Genomic DNA, 24,856 nt, shown 5'->3' with positions numbered 1-24,856 from the left:
AAATTATTTTTGAAATATTTTGTGGGGTGTTTTGGTTAGAGAGTTATAGTTAGCAAAGTTTTTGTGATAGATGCTTACCTATCAATATTCAAAAAGATGTTCATCTATAACTGTACTATAGTCGTACACAGTACACACGAATTGTGCCACAAAAATTTTAGTAGAGCCTATCTATATTGTGTAGAGATAACAATAATCTGATATATATTCTATTGTAGTTGGCAGTGTAAATCTATCAAAATATTCTTTATTTTCCCCTTCTAAATTATTGAATAAATCTTTAATAATTTCTTCTCGGATATTTTTATTTTTTAACAGAAAAACATTACCATCTGCTTTTCTGATAGTGTTTAGAAAAAAAGGTAGTAAATATTTCGTGTATACTTCATATCTATGATTCTTTATAGAAGGTGAATCTATCTCTCTCTTAGAAAAATTAATAAGAGTATTTACAACATCTGTTTCAATAAGATTTCTAATTTTTTTCTCACTTGCTTCCAAAAATATATCGGTCATCGTATTAACCTTAGATATCTCTAACTTAATGTTAGCAGAGAGACTACTCAAACTGTCATCAGGAAAACAAATAGGTCCAACCCAAAGATTTATTCTAAAAACCTCAACGGGATTATTTTTATAGGCATCTATAATAATGTAACAATAATGAATATCATCTAAACGTTTTATAAAGGATACCATATTTTTATGCCAAAACCTTTTAGCTGTTTTAAAACCGAATGAATTTATTAAAAGTATGAATTTTTTAAGTATTAATTGAGAATCTAACATAATATAATAACTATTTATTATTGTTATAAGTAGAACCACTTGAATATTCAATACCATTATCTTTTAATCTTTTTAAGATTGGTTCCATATCTGGTACTCCTTTTGGGTCATTAAGAAAGTGCCAATGAGGGTTTGCTTCTCCAGATTGTTTGTACTTAATATCCTTATCTATTTGCTTATTCATATGATCAATCTCGCTTTGAGTCCTCTCTCTTTTAAAATTAGCTGATTTAAACTCTATATCTTTACCATCGTATTCCTTATCATAAACTCTATCTTTTAACCTTTTTCCTTTTCCTTCTCCAAAAATTTTAGTGGCTTCATCATCATGAAATTTTCGTGTGTAATACCACCAGCTTGATAACCCCAGCACATCCACCCACGCATTGGTATCACTTACATACGCAAAGAAATTAGGCTCCCTAGATAAAAATCCTATTGGGTCTTCACTTATATACCTTCCTGTCTCGGGGTGGTAATACCTAAACCTATTGTAGCAGAGTTCTATTTCAGGATCATAATACTGTCCTTGGTATTTAAAAGGACATCTAAAGTTCTCTTTTGGTGCAAGCCAAACAGGCGAGATAGAAGTTTGTCTTGAGTTTCAATTTTTAAAATTAGATTATGATTACTTCATCAAAAAGCAAATATTTTTGAGCTTTATCAAGCATTAGCAGCCTATTTTTTAATATTTCACTTACAAAAGGGGTGTATTCTCCCCATCTATCCCATTTATCTAAGAAAAAACCATCAATATTTAATGGGATTTTTTTTTTATCAAGAACTAAGCCATTAAATGGGTCAACTTCATTTTTTTTATTTTTTTCTTTATGTATACAATCTAAAATATTTATAAAGGAAAGCATCACATAAAAATGAGAAAACTCACCTTGTACGATTACATTTCTAAAATCAATACCTATCAAATCTGTAAATAATTCTTCATGAAAAAAATCATCTCTAATTAATAAGATTGATTCTTTTGTAAGATAAAATGGCATTTCTTCTTTCTCAAAAGACTTCTCCGAAAGTATAAATTCTCCCTTATCGTTGAGAGCAATAAGTTCTAAAATAGTTTGTCTATTTGCATAGTTTTTAACAAAAGTAGTCGTACTCTCTTTGCAAAAAAAATGATACATATAAGTGAAGAAATTCTTCCATAATCTATTATTAATTGATACCCTTACTCTAAAATATTTCATATTTTTTTAGTTATAATTTTGTTAAGTTTTTCTCCTTCCGTACTACATTCTTTAGATAATTTCTGTAATTCTTCAATAAATTCTTTTGCTCCTTGTTCTATGATCTTACTTTCTTCTGTTATGCCTTCCTTTCTGGCTTTTTCTTCACCTCTTGCTCCTGCCGCTTCTAATCGATTATATATTTCTTTATGATAATCTTCCCCATGAGGTCCCTTATGCCCTTCTACTGCTACTTTGTTTTTTGGATCATTTAAAACATCTTTTCTTTCTCTTCCATTTTTAAATCTACCCAAACCATATCTTTTAAAGAGGAACCTAAATAAACTTGAATAGGCTTTATGTTTATTGCTTGCAATATGATGAATAGGTTTATCATAACTCAACCCCAGCAAATCCACCCAAGCATTCGTATCACTCACATAAGCAAAAAAGTTAGGCTCCCCAGATAAGAACCCAATCGGGTCTTCACTTATATACCTCCCCGTCTCGGAGTGATAATACCTAAACCTATTGTAGCAAAGTTCAATTTCAGGGTCGTAATATTGTCCTTGGTACTTGAATGGACACCTAAAGTTTTCTTTGGCAAAACCTTGTCGGGAGTTGCCATAGAAGTCTTGTTCACATTCCCATATTAGCGCGCCTTCTTGGTTGTAGGCTTCTATGGGCGTGCCTAAATGGTCGGTGATGATGGAGTAATGCTTGCCATTTACAATCTTTCCGCAAGGCACAAAAGAGCCCGCTTCAAAAATCCAAGTGGTGGGGCTGTGCTCAGTACCTAAGTCGTATAAGCCTGTGCTGTAATTGAACTCAAAGGTTTCTTTCCATTCGCGCAAGGGCACATTGCCACTCCACAAAAAGTGGGTGGTGGTGCGGCTAAAATGCTTGGTGTGTTTTGAGCAGCTCAAAACCTTTTGAGCAGCTCAAAACTACTTGTGCGCAAGGGTGCGCAGAATGCAGAACTCCGAAGTCGTTAAGATAAGCAATTTAACCATTTTTATAAACAAGACAGCTTTACTAATTAAACATCTATTTACCTATAAAATAAGAAAGGCCAATATTAGTTATGGATAACTCTTAATATTTGGTCGTTTTTAGACAAAGTAATATACATCAGATAGAATAGTCTTTAAAATGTGATTTTATAATAGGTGTTTTATGATATTCTTTTTAAATATATGTAATTCTCTTCAGGTTCAATGCTATATCTAAAAGTGAATGATTTTTCCTCAACTACTTGAGGAAATGGAAATCCTTTATTTATTGTATTTTCAATATTTTTATTCAAAGATTTTTCTAAATAACAATTTATATAGGTAGCTACTCCCTCTCTTGAAATACAAAGAATTTTATTATCAACTATATACGAGAAAATATAGATTTCATCTTTGTTATAAATAGATTTTACTGTATTATTTATTAAGTCGATTAGCATTACTTCTCCTCCACTATATGGATAAAGAAGATAATTATTACCAAATAAGCAACAAGTTATATTGAATGATTCACTTATATTAACACCAAAGACATCATTAGTGTAATCTTCATTTAACACTAATTCTTTATTAAACTCTAAGTTAGAGTACTTATGTATTTGGATATTAAGCGGTGGATACCCTCCATAAATAATAAGTTTATCAGATGTTTTATCTATTATGATTCCACTTATGGCAAAAAAAGTTTTTATTTGTATATTGTATGGAATAATATTTATTCCTTCAACTTTATAAAATAATAGAAAACCTGTATCTTCTGATTCACAAATACAAATAATAAGGAGATTAAGTTCTCTGTCAAAATAGAGTTGTTTAACACCATATCCTACTCTAAAATGATAAACATAACTAAAATGTTTATCATATATTTTGATAGTTTCAGAAATATCATCTGCTATCAGAAAGTAATCATTTAGTATTAAAATTGCAGATCCTTCTATTTTATTTGTATGAGATAAAACTATTTTAGAATATTGATTTGTTTCTAAATTGTAAATTAGAAAATCAATACCCATACCTACTATATAGAGTTTATTATCTACTAACAATATATCAGATATATATTGAAAAGGTAAGTCCCTAATAGTTTTTATTACTTTAGCTTCAATAACATCTAAAATAGTAATAGTATTGTTATTAATATTGGCAACGAGATGTTCATTAAGGAATTTTGCTTTAGTAATATCTGTAATTCCTAATTCTATTTTTTCACACTTCATTTTAAAATAAATAATTATGAGTTATGATATTGATTTGCTTTTTTGTTCTCTTGAGTTTTGTCTGATATAGGATAAGGATAACTAAACATTACAATTTGATCTTTAGGTAATTTATCATCTAATTTACCATAACAATTAGGCATTCCATGACCAGAACATGGCTCCAATTCTGTATAAAGATGCCTTACATCATTTAAAGCATTTCTTTTTTCTAATTCCTCTAATAAATATTTTTCAAAATGCCCATATCTATCAGAGTGAGTTATAATAATATCTCCATTATTTAATTCAGCTACTGCAACATTTCTTCCTCCTAAAATTTCAGGATTTTCTCTTCTGAAATCTTCTACTCTATCAGATAGAGGGTGATTATCATATGGAACTTGTTGTAAAATTATTAGCCCCAGCAAATCCACCCACGCATTACTATCCCCTACATAAGCAAACATATTAAACCCACCCAAGAGTTTAATCGGGTCTTCACTTATATACCTCCCCGTTTCAGGGTGGTAATACCTAAACCTATTATAACACAACTCAACCTCGCTATCATAATACTGTCCTTGGTATTTGAACGGACATCTAAAGTTTTCTTTGGCAAAGCCTTGACGGGAGTTGCCATAGAGGTCTTGTTCGCGTTCCCATATCAGTTCACCTTCTTGGTTGTAGGCTTCTATGGGTGTACCTAAGTGGTGCTGTTATCTAATTAATAACATTCTATACGAGGATGTTAGGTATGGTATTAATTTTATAGTTCAAATTTAGTAGGCACTTGACTTTCATAAATGTATACATCTTCTAATGGGCAATCAATATATCCATATTTATACCAATTATCTCTAAGCCAATAAGTACTTAATCCATATCGACTCCTATCTTTAGGAAGTGATTCTTCAGGAAATTGATAATATTTAGCTCCTGCTTTAAAACCAGAAATAACTATTAGTTGAAACGTTTTAGCTCCCGAATCTGGCGTTTCACAAACTAAAAAATCAACAATTGCTTCATAAGGATATTTTCCTTTACAACGTAATACCATACCTCTACAAATATTATTTTCTTTAAAATCAATTAATTTTACCATTTTATCTTACTTTTTTCTTGTCAGGGCGTCTTACCTCTTTGAGCATTCCAAAGGCATCCCACTTATACTGCCAACGTAGTTATATTTGTAACCTTATTCTTTTGAATTGGTATCAAACTCTTTTAATTTGTTGCTAAAATCATTGTCTTTAGAGAAAATCTCCCAATAAGAAGAATCAACATATTCTATAAAGAAATCATATTTATTCTTTATTTCTTCCTCTTTTTCAATAGAATAATCTTCTATAATTCCTTTATCACCAATTAATATTAGCTCAATAAGCTGCCCTACTGACTCTATTAGTCTTTTTAAATCCTCTAATTTAATGTCATATCCTTTTGAAGAATTAATTTTATCTTCTAAATACACAAGATTAGAGGGGTAATAAAAAGCGTATATCCAAACTATTTTCCAATGATACTTTTCTGGACATTTTATGAGACTTAATATATCAATAAAGCTAATATCTTTTTTCTTTCCTATTATCATAGTTATATTAATTTGTCAAACTGATTAAAAGCCTCTGTAGAATCATCTTCTGGCATTAGTAGTGTATTAAATATGATACTACCTGTGTTGTAATCAAATATTTCTATATTTATAACTCCCTTACTATAAAAGCTTACGTAGCCTTCTATATTTTTATATTCAAAATCTATTCTTGTCAAAATACCAAAAGGATCGTTAAGGCTATTATCAAAAGTATGTATATTTACCTTATACTTATTCAATTTTGAGCTGAATCTACTCATAAAACAATTAATTTTTTCTTTCATATTTATTTAGTTAATATAGGGGGAGTCAAATTTCTATATTTAGGAGGAATTTCCCCTCCTTGTTTTTCAACTTGATATTTCTGAGATCTACTTGCTGTTGGACTCACTATTTTATACCAATTTTCTTTACCTCCTTGTATTAGACTATTCTTAGGAACTTCAAATTCTACATATATACTTCCTTTATCTGCCCTTGTATAAGAATCTTGTCCTCCTGTTGTAACAAAAGTTAATCCACCAGATTCTCCTATTGGTATATCACTCTTTTTCATAAGGTTATATTCTTCTTCACTCATCCAGCGTCCTACAGTTATCCATTCAATATCTTCTTCTTTTCTATTATAAGAATTCTCACTCAACCCCAGCAAATCCACCCACGCATTGGTATCCCCCACATAAGCAAAAAAGTTAGGCTCCCCAGATAAGAACCCAATAGGGTCTTCACTTATATACCTCCCCATTTCAGGGTGATAGTACCTAAACCTATTGTAGCACAACTCTATTTCAGGGTCATAGTACTGCCCTTGGTATTTAAAAGGGCACCTGAAATTCTCTTTAGCAAAGCCTTGTCGGGAGTTGCCATAAAGGTCTTGCTCACGTTCCCATATTAGCTCACCTTCTTGGTTGTAGGCTTCTATGGGGTATCTAACTATTACAATCTGTTTATGTTTAATTATTTAGAAAAAGTATACTCTAATGATGCATTATAAGCATTTTGAATATTTTTCAAAACATCATTTACAGACATATCTCTTTTTTTTAAATAGTCTTTCAAAACCTTCTTTCCTTTATATAATAAAATTAATTCAATAGTATAGTATGCTAAGAAAGTAGGATTAAGTCCTAAATATTTAACTACTTTAAAATCATCACCTTCCAATTCTGATATATCTTTTTTAAAAGAATTATACTGCTGCCGGCAAATAGCGTATTTAATGATCATTAGTTTGTTATCTTTTAAGAAATTATATAACACTTCTCCTTCTATTGTAGCTTTTTTTATATCTTCTCTTAGATATTGATCACTCATTAAATTTCTCTCAGTTAGTTTTTCTCCAGTTATTTCTAAAATAGACATTACTATATCTATATATTCCTGACTATCAATAATTTTTTTTATATCCATAAATATGATTTATTAATTTTCAAAATGTACTCATTCCTTTTATAACCTTTATTATTTTATATTTTTTACTAATATGTCTATATTTATCCATAGAGGCATGCCCCCAAGGAGTAGCTTCTGTTAGGTTCCAAAACTCATGTGCTTTAAATGATTTGCCTCTTTGTTTTAAATATGTATGCTCTAATTCCATAGAAACAGATACAACCATTGTTTTTCCAGCTGCTTTTTTATTTGAAATTATTCCCGAAATCGATACTTTTCTACTAAACTATCAATATATCTATCCTGTAACCTATGGATTTCTTGCTCTATTTCGTCTGTAACAGTATATGTTTTTCTTATTGACCATTTGCCATTTTCTAAAACATAAGCATCTTCCTTATAAGGATATTTAGGATTATAAGATGTCTCTAAATCTGGTGTGTATTCCAAATATTTTTTACCTATAATAAAAATAACAGCGTTAAAATGTTTGTTGATCTCTTCTATCGATAACGAAGATATTTCTTGTCTTACTTTTTCCCAACAAGGCTCATTATCATTGCATTTAGATGTAATGGCGTAGGTATCAAACCTTTTTGTCTTGGGAATTAAAATGACATTTGCATTTCCTAATTTATTTCCTTTGTATGGACATCCATAATATGGAATTTGATAATACCCCTCTCTTTCATAAAATTCATCATATTTAAAGATTTTATACAACTCTTTTCTATTTATATTAGTTGTATCATTTTTATTTTCTATAAATGCTTGGTAATCCAGATTTATTTCAGGAGCATTTTCCTGAGGAATTTCTTCAGAGATGATATCCTCATTTAGCGGAACTTGTTCCTCAAGAGGCGCGTCTGCTTTATTATTTTGTTGAGAATTACGGCAAGCCACCGCAATTAGTAAAATTAGAATAATCGTTTTTTTTCATATTATTATTTTTGGTCTTCTGTAGAGACGCCATTTATTGCATCTTAACGAATTAGATTATATGGACATTTTTCAACTATATGATTCACGTTTATAACTATTGTTCTATAACCGCTCCTTTTCTAAATAATTTATTATCTATTCTATATTGAACAAAGATAGGCTGCCTTTTAGGTGCATATATTTGTCGTATGTCAGTAATATAGACATCCTTATTATTTTTAAGAAATAGCACTATGGTATCTTTAGGCGTTATAGTATCATATATTTGCGAAAAATAAACTCTAACAAATTCTGTTGAATCATAATTGATATAGGCATATTTGCCTTCTATACTTTTTCCTTTTTCTTTTTTGAGAGTCACCTTTAATATTTCCAAAGAGGTACTATCCGCTATATCCCTGACCTTAATTTGTTCGTCAAAGAAATAGGCAGGAATGTTAGGGCTTTCCTGCTGATCACATGAGATCAAAAATAAAAAACTCAAAAATAATATTCTATATTTATACATAAATATCGGTTAGATAATCAAACTCTTACTTTTCAACTATTGATTTGCATTACAAGCATACTTGAATCCACTATTCCTCTATCTTAGAGTAGATATAACAAAAAAAATGAAAGATAAAAAGTTACTAAATACAAAAGAAATAACAGGATCTTTTTTATATATTCCTTCTTTACAAAAACAAAAGTTGCTATATAGATTATTGGATAAAATAAACATAGAGGAAAATAAAGCCCACATAAGATGCGATAAGGCTTATAAATAAAATCATTCTTCGCCTCTATACGAAAAAAACTTACTACAAAGGTTGCTATGAGAAAAAACAGAAATACAAAAATCTGAATATTTATCCTCTTCAGACAATTAGAGAGAATTTCTTTTATCTTAGACATACTACTTTCAAACTTCTTCATTTAAAAACTAATATAGGAGACTTTTTATCATAGCTTTTAAAGCACAAAAATAGGAATTATTATAAAACGCTGCAAGGATATAGTGGGTTATTTTTAGAAGACTAAATATACAATTTGTCTACCAGTTCCTCTGCCAATTTTCCTGATTCTGTCAGTTTATAATCTCTATCAAAACCACATATATCAAGATAATCTAATGCTAAATCTCTTATTTTATCCCTATCGTCTTCAGATAACTCAATAATAACTATACGATTGTCCTTATAGAAAACGTTAGTATTTATAGATTGTTTTATCAAATCTCGCAAAAAATAATATTGTTTTATTGTTAATTTTACTCTTTGCATAATCTTCTTGCTTTTTTAGTTGAAGCGTGAATCCCCCGCTGGCCCATTTCTTGTAACTACTACCGCCTGTGTAGGGGTTACTCCATTGATTCGGTCTCCTATCCCACAAAAGGTAACCTCAAGCGGCATGGTTCCTATACATTCCTTGATAAAAGCCTGAAAATCCGCTTCTGTCCATTCAAAATGATGATCCTCATGTCGTCTGTTTTCCTCCCCTTCTTCAAAGTAATAAGAGTTAAAACGGCTATCAGGCGTGGTAATGATGAGCTTATGGAAATTTAGCGATAGGCACTTCTTAACCAAAGCGGCTGCTTGGGCTGGGGTATTGTGTTCTATAACCTCTGTGAGTATGATATTTATAGGCTCTTTGTACTGAAAATCGTCCCATGAGGTAAAGAAATAGAGGTTATCGGCTTCCATACGTTCCTTGAGAATCGCTACATGAGCCGCCACTTCTGGATCGGTATCCGTAGCAAAATAAGGATGCTGATAGTTATAGTTCCTGCGCATAAAACGACGGTAGTACTTCAGCTCTCCACAACCGATATCCAAGATAGGGTAATCCATACCCAGCTCATTGACAATAAAGTTCATACGGCTTCCATGGGTATCGGCAAACTGGAAGTCTATATCCATACCACGCTGCTTGAAATAGGCTTCAAATAGGGGCTTGATCTCGGCAAATTGGCGTTCGCTCTTTATTGCCCTTTTGATAAAGAGATAGAAGACAAAGTAAGGCACCTGTTCTATATTGGTTAGAATACGAGCGTACTTCTGGGCAAAATGGTCATCTATATAGGTGTATTCCCCATAGGTATTGGTAATATGGGTAGCCACGGCTACAAAACTCAAGAGGTTCATAGCTTCAAATACGTTCTTGCCCTCTATCGTTAGCGAGAGGTTATTCCCTATTAGGGGTGTTGTATGGATATTTTTGAAATAGCGTTCCAGTAGAAAATGTCCTTGGGAATACCAATTGGAATTGGCATATAGGTTTTTGACCTCTATCCTACAAGGGTAGGTATCCACCTCACCACGGGACTTACCTAACCACTTGATTTCTTGCTGAAAGTAGGTTTGTCGCTCTTGTAGGAGTTCTTTGAAAAACTCATTACAGATATGCAGCACCACCAAGGGGGAACTATAGCTCTGAAAATCAATCTGATTGCTTTCCTCTGGCAAATAACTATAGCGGGTATCTTGGAAAAGCACATCGTACTGATGAGCGGAAACGGCATTCCCCACAAGTTGCCCATTGCGCAAGGCCTTGGCATAGATTCCAAAGTCGGTATGAGGGTTCTTGTTGAGCAAATCCAAAAGCTGGGGGTTTTGCGAATATATTTGTAAAATCATAGGACAATAATTTCTGTTTTGCCTTGCAAAGGTACTTATTAATTACGCAATGTATTTGCGTGCTAAAAAATTTATCTTTTTTTTCACAACAATGCTTGTAGGTACAAAAAAATATTGTATCTTTGCCCCCGTAAACGAAAGGAGGTGTTATACTATGCTTATTATACCAGTTAAAGAAGGAGAAAATATAGACAGAGCCCTAAAGCGCTACAAAAGAAAATTCGACCGCGTAGGAATCGTGAAAGAGCTTCGCGCACGCCAGCACTTCACTAAGCCCTCTGTGCTTCGCCGCAACGTTATCCAAAGAGCGGAGTTCATCCAACAGCTAAGAGATTCAGAAGAAATATAATATTTCTTTCCTTAAAAGAAAAGTCCCTGCTCGTTCAGGGATTTTTTTGTATAATACCCATTGCTATGAAAAATATCCTATTCCTTTTCCTTGTGGTGCTGCTTGTAGGCTGTGAGAATGACGATATCTGTACCGATGAGGTACTTACCCCACGCCTTATCATCCGGGTGCATGATAAGGATACGCCTCGCCGTACCAAAATGGTCAATAACCTTTTGGTTATGGGCAAAGACCGCCACCAAATCATCCAGCCCATAGCCACAACTGACTCCATCGTGATCCCTCTAAAACTAACCACTAGCGAGACTTCCTTTCTCCTGGTCAAAGACGCCGTCATCGATAGTACCGGTACCTTAGTCAGAGGAAGCCTTAACGAACTGAAAATCACTGCTACTCCTTCTCAGGTGTTCCTAAGCAAAGGATGTGGCTACAAGGTAACCTATGACAACCTGACGGCCGCTTCCCTATCCGTAGATAGCTATACCCCTTGGGTAGAGCGCGTACATGTACTTTTTAGAAAATTAAACGATGAAAAACAAGCCCGTATTCATATTTTTTATTAGTCTTTTTCTCTCCTTGTATGGCCTTGCTCAAGAGAAAAAAAGCCAGGAGAGAGCGCCCTCTCCTACAAAAGAACAAACAGGCAAGAAACCTCATGCCTACTATAGCTTGCGCATAGGGGCTGATATCTCTAAGCTCATACGCACTTTTTCCGATAAAAACTATAATGGCTTGGAGTTGGTAGGTGATTATCGTCTGAATAATCGCTATTATATAGCAGGTGAAATAGGAAAGGAAAACAAAAATAGTACCACCAATTACTTTGATTTTGCTACTCGGGGCGAATATATCAAGTTAGGATTTGATTATAATTCTTATACCAACTGGTATGGGATGGAAAATATGATCTACTTCGGAGCACGCTATGGCTTTAGTTCTTTTAGCCAAGAGGTCTCCCGCTATGACCTCCATACCCTGCATAACATCTATTGGAATGAGACCCTTAGTGGCACCCAAAGTGACATCCTAACTACCTATCATGGACGTACCGCCCATTTCTTAGAGGGCAGCTTGGGCATTAAGGTAGAACTATTCAAGCACTTCTATGCCGGAGCCTCTGTTCGTTTTACTTATTTACTCTATAATAAGAACAATGACTTCCCCAACTTCTGGATTCCTGGTATCCAACGTGTATGGGAAGATAGCCACTTCGGTATCAACTACAACTACACCCTAACCTATATGATTCCACTCTTTAAAAAGTGACTAACGACTAGTGACTAATGAACTATCTATCACTTGTCACTAGTCACTAATCATTGATCATTAATCATTGCTGGCATTAATCATTAATCATTGATCTATTTCCTTCATGAAAGAGCAAATCCAAGATACTAAGATTGGGAATAAACCCATGTTTGTCTGAAAATATCTGATAATAAGGCTCTTGAGAAACCTCATAAGCTGCTTTGGCATCGGTCAGATAGCGATAGTCTGTGACCCCATCGTAAGTAGAATGGTAAGCGGTGGTCTGCTCCCAGCTCACGTCTATATGAAGACAATCCAATACGGCTTCTATGGTACGAAGGTTAAGGTCTAAGAGGAAGTCATGTTTTTGGGTAAATATAGGAGCTATTTTATCCTCATAATACTCAAAGTAGGGGGTAGTGCGGTAGGCCGTCTGCAAGGTCTTCCAATGCAGCTTCTGCCAAGCCACTTGGTTATCTACCCGCACCTCCTTATAGAGCTGTCGTCCTGTCTCTCCCCCTGTATGGAGGATAGGCACCGTAAGGATCTGCTTACCATTCGCCCCATAGATATAGGTACGATTGCGATAGGTCTGCTTTTGGTAGTTATCCGATACCTCTAACAGACAAGGTTCCTTTACCAATAAGGAAAAAGAGGCAATCGTCGGAAAATAAGTAGGATGTAGGAGTGCTTTCATGCTATTTCTTAGTCTTTACTTTTCCTTTGTATTTCTTCTTATATACCTCATACCCAACATAAGAGAGTACCCCTAAGCCCAATACCCAGTAAAGGTAAGAAACAGGCTCTCCTTCCCCATTGACAGTAGTAAAGAGACGACTCCAGCGTATTTTATTGAATCCTTTAGCATTCTTATCCAAACTCATCCATACCAATACAGGTTTGCCTACCACATGATCAAAAGGGACAAAGCCCCAATAGCGGCTGTCTTCGGAGTTATGACGATTATCCCCCATCATCCAATAGTAATCCTGACGGAATGTATAGGTAGTGGCTTTCTGTCCATTGATAAGGATATCATTCCCCTCGGTTTGTAGCGTATTTCCCTCATACTCAGTTATGATACGCTGATATAGAGGAAGGTTTTCTTGGGTAAGCTGTACTGTTTTGCCCTCAGCAGGAATTTCTACTGGCCCAAAATTGTCTTCACTCCATGGGAAACGCTTGCTATGAGGGAAAATAGCCGCATTATACTGCTTAGGTGCTACTATTTTAGTTACTTTCTCTATATGTGGGAGTTGTCCTATCTTTTGAGCTACTTCTTCGGTAGCTGACTGTACTACAAATTGATTGTCATCACTAAAGCCTGATGCATCAGTAATACCAAAACTTTGGTATAGGAAAACAGGCAACAGCTGTTCAGGAGTGTATTGACTGCCATAGAGGCTTACCAAATAGTTTCTGAACTCAGCATCGGTATCTATTGTATAGGAAGTCTGGAGCTTCGCTCTCACGGGATAAACCTCCTTCTTTCCATTGATATAGACCGCTCCATCACGTATCTCGAATTGATCCCCAGCAACAGCCACTGCCCTTTTCACATAGTGGGACTTCTTATCGACAGGCTTATCAACATGAATTTTCATAGGATCGCGGAAGATACGCACCGTATCGGTAGGCCAGTTAAACACCACGATATCATTACGCTTGATTTTTTGCAAACCAGGTAAGCGCAAATAAGGTAATTGAGGTTGAGGAATATAAGACTTAAGCCCTGTAAGAGGAATAGAATCATGCACCATTGGCAACGAAAGTGGGGTCATTGGCACCCGTGCCCCATAGTGAAACTTACTTACAAAAAGAAAATCGCCTACCAAAAGGGTCTTTTCCAAAGAGGAAGTAGGGATGGTGTAGGGTTGGATAAAATACGCATGTATGGTAGAGGCCGCTACCACTGCATAGATAATCCCATTGAGCCAAGAAGGAACATTCTCAGCAATAACCGCTTCACTCTTGCCTATATACTGTGTCTTAGGCTGATACATCACATAAGCGACAAAAAGTCCTAAGGTCAGTACTGCCCAAAGGGTATAGCGTTTTTTTCGATAGCCAAATACATGCAACCACTCATAAGCCAACACCATAGCTATGATATTGCCTATCACCGGCAGATAGACTAAGAAAATCCACCACCAAGGACGCTCAATAATCTTCAAGAGAATCAGCATATTCCATACTGGTACAAAGGCTTGCCAGCCCTTATAGCCTGCCTTCTGATAGCCTTTCCATAAAAAAAGTCCTTGTAGGAGCTGTACTCCTAAAAACACTATAAGATAAGTCCACATAAAATATTTGTTTTAGCGCACAAAGATACTATTATTTATGCTTTTACGCAAAAAACTACTTAGATATTTTCTAAGTAGTTCTTTAACTTAAATTAAATTGCTATGAATTTTAAGCACTTTTCTCTTTTATTTTTTTCTCTAAGGCAATAGCTTTAGGGAATAACACATTGTTTTCCAAGTGGATATGACGGTGTAGGTCATTTTCGAACTCTTCCAACATAGCCAAGGTCACACGGTAAGTATTGCAAGCATCGGCTGGAGGAGTGTACCCATCGGTAAGGGCGGCAATCTTAGCGAAGCGGTCGCCCTCTATAGTGTGATCGTGCTTCATCATTTCGATAGGGTTCTCTACAGTACCGAAGTGAGAAGGTTCAAGAGGTTCGCCAGTTTGGGAAGCCTTTACGAGCTTTTCTATAAAGGGGAACAATACGCGTTCTTCTTTTTGGAAGTGTTCGCCCAAGTCATGCGCACTTTCGTTAAAGAGTTGGTTTATTTCGAAGAGTTCAGGATGTCTGTCACCATGTACTTTGCAGAGCTTATCCAAGAATTGTATTAAGGTAGGTGTTTTTTCTCTAACATATTCATGGTGTATTTTCACTATATAGTTAGCCAACAAATCCAAAGGCCAGCTACTTACATCCACTGTATCACCTTTTCCTGAAGGAAGGGAGGAAAGCTCCTCAATAAGCTCATTTTTAGTTACGTCCTTCTTTTCGCAGGCTTCATCTATCGTTCTTCCACCACGGCAGCAGAAGTCTATTCCATGTTTTTTAAAGATAGCAGCAGTACGGAAGTCGTCTGCTACAATTTCACCAATTGTTTTATTTGTAAAGTCCATTATTTAATTTTTTTTAGTGGCACAAAGGTATAAATTATTTTTGAACCTACATGCTAAAAAATATATAAAAGTCTTTTTTTAACTATTCGCTGCTGTGAAACAAAATATATTTATCTGACAAACTGTTAGATACATTTTAAAGGCAAAACAATTTTAACTAATAATAACTATCTATTTCACTATTTAGAATTAAAATAATTAATGATTAATGATTAATGGTTAATGACTAATGACCAATGGCTAATCCCAAGGAGGGATTAGTCATTGGTCATTGGTCTCTCGAGATTGAGTTCTCGTTACTTATTAAAGACTTTGTCGATAGCCTCTTGGTGACGGGCTTTGTGTCGCTTAGGGCTACCTGGAGCAGGAGCAGCGTAAGCATTCATGGCTGCCAATCTCCATGGTACTAAGTCGAAGTTCATTAGCATATAGCCATAAGCTCCCATATTCTTAGGATCTTCCTGAGCCCACACATAGTCGGTTACTTTAGGATAACGTGCGATTACGGCTTTGAGTTGCTCCACTGGTAATGGGAAGAGCTGCTCAATACGTACCAAAGCTACATCGGTTCTGCCCAATTTCTCACGCTCGGCAAGCAAATCGTAGTAGAAACGTCCTGAACAGAATACAAGCGTAGTTACTTCTTCAGCTTTCACTAAAGTATCGTCCAATACTTCTTGGAAATGGCCTGTTGCGAGTTCCTCTACAGAGGAGATTACCAAGGGGTGACGAAGCAAACTCTTAGGAGAAAGTGCGATAAGCGGCTTTCTAAAAGAAGCCTTGAGCTGGCGACGGAGCAAGTGGTAGATGTTGGCCGGAGTAGTACAGTTGGTCACATACATATTCTGAGTGGCACAGAGCTGTAAATAGCGCTCTAAGCGAGCGGAAGAGTGTTCGGCTCCTTGACCTTCGTAGCCGTGAGGTAAGAGCAATACCAAGCCACTTTGGTTCTTCCACTTGTCCTCTCCACAACAGATATACTGATCCATCATGATTTGGCCACCATTGGCAAAATCCCCAAACTGCGCTTCCCAGATGGTCAATGTTTTAGGTGTGGTAAGAGAGTATCCGTATTCGAATCCTAACACGCCATATTCAGAGAGTAAGGAGTTATATACATGGAGCTTGCCGCCTCCTTGAGCAGTGATATTTCTCAAAGGTACGATTTCTTCTTCAGCATCTTCAGATTTAACGACTGCATGGCGATGAGAGAAGGTACCTCGCCCTACATCCTCTCCAGAGAGGCGTACATCATAACCTTCGGAAAGGAGGGTTGCAAAGGCCAAGTGCTCTGCCATACCCCAGTCTACTTTCTGTTCGTTGAAGTATATATTATGGCGATCCTTGATGATTTTGGATATTTTATTGATAAATTTCTTATCTTCAGGAAGGACAGAGATTTGTTCGGCTAAGGCATCCAATTTGTTTCTATCGAAAGAAGTATCTACTCTTTGGAGCATTTCTTCAGCAGAGGCGATGTGCTCGAAGCCTTGCCATTCGTTCTGCATGATAGGATTGATGATGGTCAGTTCTTTCTTTCGAGAGGCTTCTAACTCACCATCCAAGTAGTTGCGATACTGTTCTTCATAAGTTTCAATCTCTTTGGCTGTAACTACCCCTTCTCCTATAAGTTTTTCGGTATAGATCACAGTAGGATTGTGATGGCTTCCAATGAGTTTGTACAATACCGGTTGGGTAAAGCGAGGCTCATCGCCCTCATTATGTCCATATTTACGGTAACCTACCAAATCCAAGAACACATCGTGGCCGAAAGCCATACGATATTCTAAAGCCAAAAGGAACGCGTGCACGACAGCCTCGGTATCATCGGAATTGACATGTAGGATAGGTGCTTGGAATCCTTTGGCAATATCAGTACAATAGGTAGTGGAGCGAGAGTCAAATGGATTGGTGGTAAAGCCGATTTGGTTATTGATTACAATATGAACCGTTCCGGCTGTGGTATAGCCACGTAGGCGCTCCATCTGCATTACTTCATATACGATACCTTGTCCGGCTACCGCGGCATCTCCATGCATCACTATAGGCAGTACTTGGGAAGGATTTTGGGCATAGTGGTTATCTTGTTTGGCTCGTGCAATCCCTTGTAGAACAGCACTTACCGTTTCCAAGTGCGAAGGGTTCGGAGCCAAATTAAGCAATACCTCTTGTCCTTTGACTGTTTTGCGAAGGGTGGTGAGCCCCAAGTGGTATTTTACATCCCCATCGAACTCTGGGTTAGGGTAATCCTTACCGTCGAATTCGGAGAAAACATCCTGAAGGTTTTTGCCCAAAATATTCACCAATACATTAAGGCGCCCACGGTGTGCCATCCCGATAACTACTTCTTTGACCCCTTTTCGGTCGGCAGCAGCTTCTATAAGCGCATCTAAGGCAGGGATTAAGGCCTCATTTCCCTCCAAGGAGAAACGTTTTTGGCCTACATATTTGTTGTGGAAGAAGTTTTCTAAAGCAGTGGATTCTGCTAATTTTTGGAGGATACGTACTTTTTCTTCCTTAGAAAAAGCCGTTGTATAGTCCCCCGTATATATTTTTTCTTGGAACCATTTCTTAGCTTCGGCATTGTCCAAATGCTCGAATTCTATACCGACCTTCTTGGTAAAGGTATCTTCCAATTTCTTAAGGATCACCGAAAGCGGAGAAGCAGGCAGGTATAGCTCTTTAGCTGCTTCGAAGACAGTGGAGAGATCTGCTGAGGAAAGTCCGAACTTCTCCAAGGAGAAAGACACAGCCGACTGACGTGCTCTAAGAGGGTCTATCTGAGCTAAGAGGTGTCCCTGTTGCTGGTAAGCCTTGATAAGGTTCAAGACTCTCAATTCCTTCTCTACCTTATCGGATACGGGTAAGGTAGCAGGCTGCGCTACTGCTGGAGCCGGCTGGGTAGGTGCCGAAGAGAAGGCTACCTCCTCAAAGAAATCGTCCCCATAGCTCTCACGAGCAAAATCAAATCCTTGGAAAAATGCGCGCCAACTCGCTTCTACCGAGTCGGGATTCTCCAAATATTGGTCGTACAGATCTGCAAAAAACTGGGTGTTTGCAGCATTAAGAAAAGAATATTTATCCATAAAGAATATCAATTTTTATGACGAAAATTTCTGCCGTTATTATTATGGACAAAGATACAAAAAATTAATGAGAAAATCAGCATTTTTCTTTAGTTTTTTTCTTAGTGGTAGAGATTAGTGGTTAGTGATTAGTGATTAGTGATTAGATACTAAGAACTAAGAACTAAAAACTAAAAACTAAAAACTAAAAACTAAAAACTAACTACTGTTTTCGCATGTTTGAACCGGTTATGTGTCCACAGGTAGTTGTGGGGTGCTTTTCGTATCTGTTGTTCCAAAAGCTGGGTAAAGGTATCGGTAATCTCATGAGCTGTGGTGGTGGTAGGCTTTTCGGTGATTAGCACAAAAGTAGCTTCATAGTAACCACGACGTTTTTTCTGTATATCGCAGAATACCACCGGAATGTCGAATTGCTTGGCAATGCGCTCGGCTCCGGTAAAGACAGGCACTTCCACGCCCATAAAGGTACGCCAATAAGCCTTATGAGGAGAAGGCGATTGGTCACTGGCCAGGCCATAAGCGCAGCGAACGCCCTCATGTTGTAAGCGACGGATCTCCTCTATCGCCTTGTAGCGAGAGATGAGATAGCTATGAAACTTCTCCCGAAGGCGACGTATAAAACGGTCAAAGTACCGATTGGTAATAGGGGTATAGAGTGCATAGGAAGTATGGGGAATCTGAGAGGCTAAGGATAGCAGCCACTCATAACTGTTGTAGTGCCCACACATGATGATTACACTCTGTCCTTTATGATAAAAATCCTCTATAAGCGCCTTGTTGGTATAGGTCATTCGCTGTTGCATTTGAGCTTGTGACAGCCCCATGGTTTTGATCATTTCTAAGAAGATATCACAGAAATGATGGTAGAAGTCGGCCTCTATCTGCTTGATTTCAGAGAGCGATTTTTCGGGAAAAGCCAGGGTAAGATTGTGCCTGACTACTTTCTTACGATAGCCAATGATCCTATAGATAAGCAAACAAATCCCATCCGATAGCCCATAGAGACACCTATCGGGTAGGTGTGCTATAAGCCATAGGAAGGGATAAGCTATATAGAAAACAAAGGCTTGCATGCGCTATACTTCTCGGTTGGGATCCCACTGTTCGAGATACTTGGCTACTCGCTGTACGAACATACCTCCGAGAGCACCATTGACCACCCTGTGGTCAAAGCTATGAGAGAGCATGAGCTTGTAACGGATTGCAATCACATCCCCTTCGGGGGTTTCCACTACAGCAGGCACCTTTTGGATTGCCCCAATGGCCAAGATCCCCACCTGAGGTTGGTTCAGGATAGGCGTACCGAAGAGGTTTCCAAAAGCTCCTATATTGGTTACCGTATAGGTACCCCCCTTCACTTCATCGGGTTTGAGCTTATTCTCACGAGCACGTTTGGCTAAGTCATTCACATTTTTAGCCAGTCCTACTAAGCTAAGCTGGTCTGCATTTTTGATTACCGGTACGATGAGATCGCCATTAGGCAAGGCAGTAGCCATTCCTATGTTGATATTCTTCTTCTTGAAGATACGCTCTCCATCGGTGGAGATGTTCATCAGCGGGAAGTCTCTCAAAGCCTTGGCCACGGCTTCTATAAAGATAGGGGTAAAGGTCAGTTTTTCACCTTCTCTGGATTCAAAAGCCTTTTTATGCTTGTTACGCCAGTTCCAAATACGAGTTACATCCACCTCAATAAAGCTGGTTGCATGAGCTGATACATGTTTGCTCTCGATCATATAATTGGCGATGAGCTTGCCCATTCGGGTCATTTCGATGACCTCTACATTGTCATCCACTGGCGAAGGAGTATAAGTTGTAGCCGCTACTACTGGAGCAGGCTTTTCTTCCAATACTATAGGGGCAGGCTTTTTCTCCACTACTATAGGGGCAGGCTTTTCTTCCAATACTATAGGAGCGGGCTTTTCCTCTACTATTATAGGGGCAGGGGTTTCCTCTACAACTATAGGCGTAGGAGTTTCTTCCACCACTATTGGGGCAGGGGTTTCCGCTGCAACCGTTGGAGTCACTATTTCTTCAGAAGCTTTTTGAGCAGCCTGTTTCTGTTGGAGCAAGAGTTCTACCGGAGAGAGTGCAGGAGCCGAAATAGGCTCTTCTACAGCGGTAGGAGGTGTAACGGTCACTGATGCAGGAGCCTCTGGAAGTGCAGCAGGGGTAGCTGCTTCAGGGAGTGCTGCGGGTGTAGTAGCCTGTGGGAGGGCAGCAGGTGTGGACGCTGCGGGAAGGGCAACCGGCTTCGAAGCGGCAGGGAGAGCAGCAGGGGTAGGTGCTGCCGGAAGTGCCTCATGAGCTATATCTTCCACAAAAGGAGAGCCTCCCAATTTGTTCTCTATTTGAGAAGGATCGGCTATCTGTGCCTCTAAGTCAGCGATAGGGGTAAGTTGTTCCTCTTGCGTAGTAGAAGTAGCTTGTTGCTCTATGTTCGTGATAGGGGCAGGCTGTACCTCTGTATTTGTAGTAGGGGTAGCTTGTGCCTCTATATTCGTAGTAGGGATGGTTTGTGCCACCGCAGGGGTCGTTCTTCTTTCTAAATAACGCAATAGGTCATGCTTGGTTAGGCGACCATCGGCGCCGCTCCCTTCTATGGTAGCCAACTCTTCTTTGGAGATATTTTCCTCCTTGGCGATGGTTCTCACCAGAGGAGAATAGAAGGGTTCCTCTTGAGCTGCTTGAGGCGTTTGCTCCAAGCTTACCGCTACAGGTTGTGGTACATAAGGCACTTGTGCAGCTATAGTCTCTTGAGGTTCTGGTATCGCTACAGGTGTAGGCTCCACGGCTATTGTAGGAGGCGTTACAGGTTGTAGCTGTTGCTGGTCGGTTTCTATGATAGCCATCAGCTGGCCTACCTTTACCACCGTACGCTCTGGGGTCAAGATTTCCGTAATTACTCCTGATACTTCGCTGGGAATTTCAGAATCCACCTTATCCGTAGCTACTTCTACCAAGATATCATCTACTTTTATCGTATCTCCAACCTTTTTGAGCCAAGAAGAGACGGTTGCCTCCTCGACACTTTCTCCCATTTGGGGTAATTTCAGTTCGTATCTTGCCATTTTTTTAATTTTTGTTGTTAGTGATTAGTGGTTTGATTAGTGGTTAGTGCTAAAAACTAACTACTGTATTTGAAAGGGTACCCTATGTAGGATACTCCTACCGAGGGTCACCTCATCGGTATATTCGAGTTCGTCGCCTACGGAGATGCCGCGGGCGATGGTGGAGGTGGTGATATCCAAGCCTTCTAACTGTCGGTATATATAGAAGTTAGTGGTATCCCCTTCCATGGTATTGCTTAGCGCAAAGATGAGTTCCTTCACGCCTCCTTCCTTTACTTTTCTGACTAAGGAGCCGATATTGAGCTCATTGGGGCCAATCCCATCGATAGGAGAGATCTTCCCCCCGAGGACATGGTAGAGGCCATTGTATTGTCCGGTATGTTCTATAGCCATCACATCGCGTACGTCTTCCACTACACAGAGTAAGGAAGCATCACGGTTGATGTTAGCACAAATATCACAAATCTCTGTATCGGATATGTTATGACAATTCTTACAATAGGTAATCTCATGCCGGAGCTTGAGCAAAGCGGCAGTGAGATTGTCCGTTTGCCCTGAGGGTTGCTTGAGCAAATGAAGTGCTAAGCGCAGGGCGGTACGCTTGCCTATCCCCGGAAGCTGTGCTATTTCATAAACGGCATTTTCCAATAATTTGGATGAAAAATCCATATTTCCTCCTCTTTATGAACGTAACTCTGCTCCAGTTGCCTTTTTGAAAGCCGCAAGGAGCGCCTCCATCGTCTTATCTATCTGCTTGTCGGTAAGAGTCTTGCTGCTATCCTGAAGGATAAAGCTCAAAGCATAGCTCTTTTTCCCTTGAGGGAGTTTGTCCCCTTGGTAGACATCGAATAAGGCTACTTTTTTGAGCAACTCTTTCTCCGTTTGCAAAGCGATACGATAAAGTGTTTCGAAGGTTACCTCCGTATCCAAGAGCAAGGCCAAGTCGCGGCGCACTTCAGGATATTTAGGTATTTCCTTATATTTCACTTCTTTGGCGAGATTATTCAATAAGTTATCCCACTGAATATCCGCATAGAAGACGTTTTGCTTGATATCGAATTGCTGTAACAATCTGCTTTTCACCACTCCTAAGGATGCCAAAGGAGTTTGGTCTTTCCAGAAGGTAATTCCCTCCTGAAATAGATCCTCCTGAGAGGGAGTTTCTCTAAGATCAGTGCTACCCAAGCGGTCGAAGATCGCCTTCACATAGCCCTTGAGGTAGTAGAAGTTTGTCTTCTGCTGGGGGGCATTCCAAGTCTCAGGATATAGATTTCCAGAGAGGAAAAGGCTGAGGTGCTTCGGCTCGATATAGCTTTCTCCTTCCTTATGGTAAGTCTTCCCGAACTCGAAGAGTGCCAGATTCGAACGCTTGCGATTGTTGTTATAAGCGATGGTTTCCAAACCAGAGAAGAGCATCGTCTGTCGCATGACCGCCAAGTCCTGGCTCAGTGGATTGAGGATTTGTACTGCCTTAGCCGGGTCAATATCCGCAGATAATTCCTGATAATCGGCAGTGGTAAGGCTGTTGTTCATGATTTCATAGAAACCTTGCCCTACCAGCTGGTTGGCAATTATATTCTGTATATTGAAGTCCTCATATCTGGAGGCATGCGCCATGGAGGCACTTACCTTGGAGGAGAACTCTATATTATTGTATCCATATACACGAAGGATTTCCTCGATGACATCCACATCGCGCTGCACATCTACCCTATAGGAAGGGATTGTAAGCCCCATTCCTATTTCGGTAAGGCTATTGATTTGGATATCCAAGGAATGCAAGATACTCTTGATCTCATCACGAGGGATCACCTGTCCGATAAGGGCATCTATCTTTTCATAAGTGAGGAACACTTGGAAGTCCTCTTGTTTTTTAGGATACCAATCCACCACATCGGAGGAGATTTCGCCACCGGCTATCTTTTTAATCATGATCGCAGCCCGAAGAAGTGCATACTTACAATCATCAATATTAATTCCTCGCTCGAAGCGGAAAGAAGCATCGGTGGAGATACCATGTCGCTTGGCTGTTTTACGGATAGCTACAGGGTTGAAGTAAGCACTTTCGAGGAAAACATGGGTCGTATCTGCCCCCACTCCGGAGTTGGTACCACCCAAAACCCCTGCCAAACATAGCGGCTTGTCCGCATCACAGATTACCAAGTCCTCAGCCGATAGGCTACGCTCTACCCCATCCAAGGTTTGGAATTTTTCCCCCTCGGCGGCATTGCGCACAATAATCTTCTTTCCTGCTATTCGCAAGGCATCGAAGGCATGGAGCGGTTGGCCTAAATCATGGAGGACATAGTTGGTAATATCTACTACATTATTCTTAGGAGTGATTCCTATCGCTTTGAGTCGGTTCTGTAGCCAAGCAGGTGAAGGGGCTACCTTCACATTGGAGATAGTCACTCCACAATAGCGAGGGGTGAGTTCCTTATTATCGACCATCACATCGATCTTGAGCAAACGGCTATCAACGAAGAAGTCGGTCACCGAAGGGGTGATGATTTCCTTGTTGGTGCCGCGTTGCAAGAGGCCTGCTCTGAGGTCTCGGGCTACCCCTAAGTGGCTCATCGCATCGGCACGGTTGGGGGTGAGGCCAATTTCAAAAACAGTATCGGAAACCACCTGGAAGACCTCACTACAAGGTTTGCCTACCGGTAGGGACGGATCCAAAACCATGATTCCCTCATGAGAGTTGCCCAATCCCAGTTCATCCTCAGCACAGATCATCCCATGGCTTTCCTCGCCTCGGATTTTTCCTTTTTTGATTTTGAAGGCCTCCCCTTCTTTGTCATAGAGGGTCGTACCGATGGTAGCCACAGCTACTTTCTGACCTTTGGCCACATTGGGCGCACCACAGACAATTGGCAGTATCTTTCCTTCTCCTACGGCAACCTTCGTCAGGCTTAGTTTGTCCGCATTGGGATGTTTGCCGCATTCGAGTACCTCGCCTACGACCACCCCTACAAGTCCCCCCTTTACGCTTTCGTAAGGAGTGATACCTTCTACCTCCAAGCCTAAGTCTGTAAGGAGTTCGCCTACTTTTTCTGCTGGTAAGTCTATCTTGAGAAAGTCCTTAATCCAATTGTATGAGATTTTCATAAAATGATTCGTATGATTTGGAATTGCAAAAGTACTATATTTTATTGTAATGAGAAAATTTTTTTGCATCAAGTTTTAATTTAGTGACCAATGACTAGTGACTAATGACTAATGACTAGTGACTA

At 38.6% G+C, this 24,856-nt stretch carries 28 protein-coding genes; 4 read left to right on the top strand and 24 right to left on the bottom strand.

Translation table 11 applies throughout. The features are described 5' to 3' along the window. Window positions 1–171 precede the first annotated feature (171 nt). The 14 genes from HMPREF1551_RS13220 to HMPREF1551_RS10930 form a co-directional block, all read right to left on the bottom strand. Complete coding sequence (locus HMPREF1551_RS13220) at window positions 172–789, bottom strand: Imm25 family immunity protein (RefSeq protein ID WP_021629222.1); 618 nt, start codon at window positions 787–789, stop codon at window positions 172–174. A gap of 10 nt (window positions 790–799) precedes the next feature. After that, a complete protein-coding gene (locus HMPREF1551_RS14380) occupies window positions 800–1,375 on the bottom strand; it encodes an RHS repeat domain-containing protein (RefSeq protein WP_155851627.1) in 576 nt (191 codons plus the stop codon). 31 nt (window positions 1,376–1,406) lie between these two features. After that, on the bottom strand, window positions 1,407–1,991 hold the full coding sequence (locus HMPREF1551_RS10985; protein WP_021629220.1) for a hypothetical protein: 585 nt from the start codon (window positions 1,989–1,991) through the stop codon (window positions 1,407–1,409). Beyond that, window positions 1,988–2,824 carry an RHS repeat-associated core domain-containing protein gene (locus tag HMPREF1551_RS13215; protein WP_196800723.1) on the bottom strand — a complete coding sequence of 279 codons (837 nt, stop codon included), beginning with the start codon at window positions 2,822–2,824 and terminating at the stop codon, window positions 1,988–1,990. Before HMPREF1551_RS13215 ends, HMPREF1551_RS10985 begins: the two co-directional genes overlap by 4 nt. Window positions 2,825–3,144: 320 nt before the next feature. Further along, window positions 3,145–4,203, bottom strand: a complete 1,059-nt coding sequence (locus tag HMPREF1551_RS10975; protein ID WP_021629218.1) for a hypothetical protein — start codon at window positions 4,201–4,203, stop codon at window positions 3,145–3,147. A 14-nt stretch (window positions 4,204–4,217) separates the two neighbouring features. Then, window positions 4,218–4,850 carry an RHS repeat-associated core domain-containing protein gene (locus HMPREF1551_RS10970; RefSeq protein ID WP_255344597.1) on the bottom strand — a complete coding sequence of 211 codons (633 nt, stop codon included), beginning with the start codon at window positions 4,848–4,850 and terminating at the stop codon, window positions 4,218–4,220. 101 nt (window positions 4,851–4,951) lie between these two features. Further along, window positions 4,952–5,287, bottom strand: a complete 336-nt coding sequence (gene imm45 / locus HMPREF1551_RS10965; RefSeq protein ID WP_021629216.1) for an Imm45 family immunity protein — start codon at window positions 5,285–5,287, stop codon at window positions 4,952–4,954. Between the two features lie 93 nt (window positions 5,288–5,380). Then, complete coding sequence (locus HMPREF1551_RS10960; protein WP_021629215.1) at window positions 5,381–5,776, bottom strand: hypothetical protein; 396 nt, start codon at window positions 5,774–5,776, stop codon at window positions 5,381–5,383. A 2-nt stretch (window positions 5,777–5,778) separates the two neighbouring features. Further along, window positions 5,779–6,063 (bottom strand): hypothetical protein, encoded by a 285-nt coding sequence (locus HMPREF1551_RS10955; RefSeq protein ID WP_021629214.1) that lies wholly within the window; start codon window positions 6,061–6,063, stop codon window positions 5,779–5,781. Between the two features lie 2 nt (window positions 6,064–6,065). After that, entirely contained in the window at window positions 6,066–6,671 is a 606-nt protein-coding gene (locus HMPREF1551_RS14375; protein WP_255344596.1) for an RHS repeat domain-containing protein, read from the bottom strand. Window positions 6,672–6,736: 65 nt separating this feature from the next. After that, window positions 6,737–7,189 carry a hypothetical protein gene (locus tag HMPREF1551_RS10945; RefSeq protein ID WP_021629212.1) on the bottom strand — a complete coding sequence of 151 codons (453 nt, stop codon included), beginning with the start codon at window positions 7,187–7,189 and terminating at the stop codon, window positions 6,737–6,739. Between the two features lie 19 nt (window positions 7,190–7,208). Then, window positions 7,209–7,397, bottom strand: a complete 189-nt coding sequence (locus HMPREF1551_RS10940; protein WP_021629211.1) for a hypothetical protein — start codon at window positions 7,395–7,397, stop codon at window positions 7,209–7,211. A gap of 29 nt (window positions 7,398–7,426) precedes the next feature. After that, window positions 7,427–8,074, bottom strand: coding sequence for a hypothetical protein (locus tag HMPREF1551_RS10935; protein WP_021629210.1), 648 nt, complete (start codon window positions 8,072–8,074; stop codon window positions 7,427–7,429). A gap of 133 nt (window positions 8,075–8,207) precedes the next feature. Next, complete coding sequence (locus HMPREF1551_RS10930) at window positions 8,208–8,621, bottom strand: hypothetical protein (protein WP_021629209.1); 414 nt, start codon at window positions 8,619–8,621, stop codon at window positions 8,208–8,210. A gap of 106 nt (window positions 8,622–8,727) precedes the next feature. On the opposite strand from HMPREF1551_RS10930, the gene HMPREF1551_RS10925 reads away from it, so the two are divergent. Further along, window positions 8,728–8,883 (top strand): hypothetical protein, encoded by a 156-nt coding sequence (locus HMPREF1551_RS10925; protein WP_155851626.1) that lies wholly within the window; start codon window positions 8,728–8,730, stop codon window positions 8,881–8,883. 249 nt (window positions 8,884–9,132) lie between these two features. On the opposite strand, the gene HMPREF1551_RS10920 is transcribed toward HMPREF1551_RS10925, so the two are convergent. Beyond that, window positions 9,133–9,378, bottom strand: a complete 246-nt coding sequence (locus HMPREF1551_RS10920) for a hypothetical protein (RefSeq protein WP_021629207.1) — start codon at window positions 9,376–9,378, stop codon at window positions 9,133–9,135. Between the two features lie 15 nt (window positions 9,379–9,393). Further along, on the bottom strand, window positions 9,394–10,731 hold the full coding sequence (locus tag HMPREF1551_RS10915; protein WP_034544650.1) for a hypothetical protein: 1,338 nt from the start codon (window positions 10,729–10,731) through the stop codon (window positions 9,394–9,396). A 154-nt stretch (window positions 10,732–10,885) separates the two neighbouring features. On the opposite strand from HMPREF1551_RS10915, the gene rpsU reads away from it, so the two are divergent. The 3 genes from rpsU (at window position 10,886) to HMPREF1551_RS10900 (ending at window position 12,346) form a co-directional block, all read left to right on the top strand. After that, window positions 10,886–11,080, top strand: coding sequence for a 30S ribosomal protein S21 (rpsU, locus tag HMPREF1551_RS10910; protein WP_034544653.1), 195 nt, complete (start codon window positions 10,886–10,888; stop codon window positions 11,078–11,080). Between the two features lie 65 nt (window positions 11,081–11,145). Continuing rightward, window positions 11,146–11,643: a DUF6452 family protein gene (locus tag HMPREF1551_RS10905; protein ID WP_021629203.1), complete on the top strand. Its 498-nt coding sequence runs from the start codon at window positions 11,146–11,148 to the stop codon at window positions 11,641–11,643. Beyond that, entirely contained in the window at window positions 11,609–12,346 is a 738-nt protein-coding gene (locus HMPREF1551_RS10900; RefSeq protein ID WP_021629202.1) for a DUF6048 family protein, read from the top strand. Before HMPREF1551_RS10905 ends, HMPREF1551_RS10900 begins: the two co-directional genes overlap by 35 nt. A gap of 76 nt (window positions 12,347–12,422) precedes the next feature. On the opposite strand, the gene HMPREF1551_RS10895 is transcribed toward HMPREF1551_RS10900, so the two are convergent. The 8 genes from HMPREF1551_RS10895 to pheT form a co-directional block, all read right to left on the bottom strand. Further along, the gene (locus tag HMPREF1551_RS10895; protein WP_021629201.1) at window positions 12,423–13,025 is read right to left on the bottom strand and encodes a WbqC family protein; all 603 of its coding nucleotides are present in this window, start codon (window positions 13,023–13,025) and stop codon (window positions 12,423–12,425) included. A 1-nt stretch (window position 13,026) separates the two neighbouring features. After that, complete coding sequence (gene lepB, locus HMPREF1551_RS10890) at window positions 13,027–14,631, bottom strand: signal peptidase I (protein WP_021629200.1); 1,605 nt, start codon at window positions 14,629–14,631, stop codon at window positions 13,027–13,029. Between the two features lie 109 nt (window positions 14,632–14,740). Then, window positions 14,741–15,469: an iron-sulfur cluster repair di-iron protein gene (gene ric, locus HMPREF1551_RS10885; RefSeq protein WP_021629199.1), complete on the bottom strand. Its 729-nt coding sequence runs from the start codon at window positions 15,467–15,469 to the stop codon at window positions 14,741–14,743. Window positions 15,470–15,765: 296 nt separating this feature from the next. After that, window positions 15,766–18,555: a 2-oxoglutarate dehydrogenase E1 component gene (locus tag HMPREF1551_RS10880; protein ID WP_021629198.1), complete on the bottom strand. Its 2,790-nt coding sequence runs from the start codon at window positions 18,553–18,555 to the stop codon at window positions 15,766–15,768. Between the two features lie 191 nt (window positions 18,556–18,746). Then, a complete protein-coding gene (locus HMPREF1551_RS10875; protein WP_021629197.1) occupies window positions 18,747–19,628 on the bottom strand; it encodes a lysophospholipid acyltransferase family protein in 882 nt (293 codons plus the stop codon). Window positions 19,629–19,631: 3 nt separating this feature from the next. Continuing rightward, window positions 19,632–21,623 (bottom strand): 2-oxo acid dehydrogenase subunit E2, encoded by a 1,992-nt coding sequence (locus tag HMPREF1551_RS14520; RefSeq protein ID WP_021629196.1) that lies wholly within the window; start codon window positions 21,621–21,623, stop codon window positions 19,632–19,634. Window positions 21,624–21,683: 60 nt separating this feature from the next. After that, the gene (recR, locus tag HMPREF1551_RS10865) at window positions 21,684–22,292 is read right to left on the bottom strand and encodes a recombination mediator RecR (RefSeq protein ID WP_021629195.1); all 609 of its coding nucleotides are present in this window, start codon (window positions 22,290–22,292) and stop codon (window positions 21,684–21,686) included. Window positions 22,293–22,304: 12 nt separating this feature from the next. Continuing rightward, the gene (gene pheT / locus HMPREF1551_RS10860) at window positions 22,305–24,731 is read right to left on the bottom strand and encodes a phenylalanine--tRNA ligase subunit beta (RefSeq protein ID WP_034544649.1); all 2,427 of its coding nucleotides are present in this window, start codon (window positions 24,729–24,731) and stop codon (window positions 22,305–22,307) included. Window positions 24,732–24,856: the final 125 nt, after the last annotated feature.

It is taken from the genome of Capnocytophaga sp. oral taxon 863 str. F0517, from assembly GCF_000466425.1.
Classification (GTDB): Bacteria; Bacteroidota; Bacteroidia; order Flavobacteriales; family Flavobacteriaceae; genus Capnocytophaga.
The sequence above is the reverse complement of the archived record's forward strand: the minus strand, read 5'-3'. Positions and strand labels throughout refer to the sequence as shown.

What these genes read in the sequence shown, in the direction of transcription:
- HMPREF1551_RS13220 (WP_021629222.1), bottom strand. Translation starts at nt 789, where the DNA reads ATGTTAGATTCTCAATTAATACTTAAAAAATTCATACTTTTAATAAAT.
- HMPREF1551_RS10985 (WP_021629220.1), bottom strand. Translation starts at nt 1,991, where the DNA reads ATGAAATATTTTAGAGTAAGGGTATCAATTAATAATAGATTATGGAAG.
- HMPREF1551_RS10975 (WP_021629218.1), bottom strand. Translation starts at nt 4,203, where the DNA reads ATGAAGTGTGAAAAAATAGAATTAGGAATTACAGATATTACTAAAGCA.
- imm45 (WP_021629216.1), bottom strand. Translation starts at nt 5,287, where the DNA reads ATGGTAAAATTAATTGATTTTAAAGAAAATAATATTTGTAGAGGTATG.
- HMPREF1551_RS10960 (WP_021629215.1), bottom strand. Translation starts at nt 5,776, where the DNA reads ATGATAATAGGAAAGAAAAAAGATATTAGCTTTATTGATATATTAAGT.
- HMPREF1551_RS10955 (WP_021629214.1), bottom strand. Translation starts at nt 6,063, where the DNA reads ATGAAAGAAAAAATTAATTGTTTTATGAGTAGATTCAGCTCAAAATTG.
- HMPREF1551_RS10945 (WP_021629212.1), bottom strand. Translation starts at nt 7,189, where the DNA reads ATGGATATAAAAAAAATTATTGATAGTCAGGAATATATAGATATAGTA.
- HMPREF1551_RS10940 (WP_021629211.1), bottom strand. Translation starts at nt 7,397, where the DNA reads ATGGTTGTATCTGTTTCTATGGAATTAGAGCATACATATTTAAAACAA.
- HMPREF1551_RS10930 (WP_021629209.1), bottom strand. Translation starts at nt 8,621, where the DNA reads ATGTATAAATATAGAATATTATTTTTGAGTTTTTTATTTTTGATCTCA.
- HMPREF1551_RS10925 (WP_155851626.1), top strand. Translation starts at nt 8,728, where the DNA reads ATGAAAGATAAAAAGTTACTAAATACAAAAGAAATAACAGGATCTTTT.
- HMPREF1551_RS10920 (WP_021629207.1), bottom strand. Translation starts at nt 9,378, where the DNA reads ATGCAAAGAGTAAAATTAACAATAAAACAATATTATTTTTTGCGAGAT.
- HMPREF1551_RS10915 (WP_034544650.1), bottom strand. Translation starts at nt 10,731, where the DNA reads ATGATTTTACAAATATATTCGCAAAACCCCCAGCTTTTGGATTTGCTC.
- rpsU (WP_034544653.1), top strand. Translation starts at nt 10,886, where the DNA reads ATGCTTATTATACCAGTTAAAGAAGGAGAAAATATAGACAGAGCCCTA.
- HMPREF1551_RS10905 (WP_021629203.1), top strand. Translation starts at nt 11,146, where the DNA reads ATGAAAAATATCCTATTCCTTTTCCTTGTGGTGCTGCTTGTAGGCTGT.
- HMPREF1551_RS10900 (WP_021629202.1), top strand. Translation starts at nt 11,609, where the DNA reads ATGAAAAACAAGCCCGTATTCATATTTTTTATTAGTCTTTTTCTCTCC.
- HMPREF1551_RS10895 (WP_021629201.1), bottom strand. Translation starts at nt 13,025, where the DNA reads ATGAAAGCACTCCTACATCCTACTTATTTTCCGACGATTGCCTCTTTT.
- lepB (WP_021629200.1), bottom strand. Translation starts at nt 14,631, where the DNA reads ATGTGGACTTATCTTATAGTGTTTTTAGGAGTACAGCTCCTACAAGGA.
- ric (WP_021629199.1), bottom strand. Translation starts at nt 15,469, where the DNA reads ATGGACTTTACAAATAAAACAATTGGTGAAATTGTAGCAGACGACTTC.
- HMPREF1551_RS10880 (WP_021629198.1), bottom strand. Translation starts at nt 18,555, where the DNA reads ATGGATAAATATTCTTTTCTTAATGCTGCAAACACCCAGTTTTTTGCA.
- HMPREF1551_RS10875 (WP_021629197.1), bottom strand. Translation starts at nt 19,628, where the DNA reads ATGCAAGCCTTTGTTTTCTATATAGCTTATCCCTTCCTATGGCTTATA.
- HMPREF1551_RS14520 (WP_021629196.1), bottom strand. Translation starts at nt 21,623, where the DNA reads ATGGCAAGATACGAACTGAAATTACCCCAAATGGGAGAAAGTGTCGAG.
- recR (WP_021629195.1), bottom strand. Translation starts at nt 22,292, where the DNA reads ATGGATTTTTCATCCAAATTATTGGAAAATGCCGTTTATGAAATAGCA.
- pheT (WP_034544649.1), bottom strand. Translation starts at nt 24,731, where the DNA reads ATGAAAATCTCATACAATTGGATTAAGGACTTTCTCAAGATAGACTTA.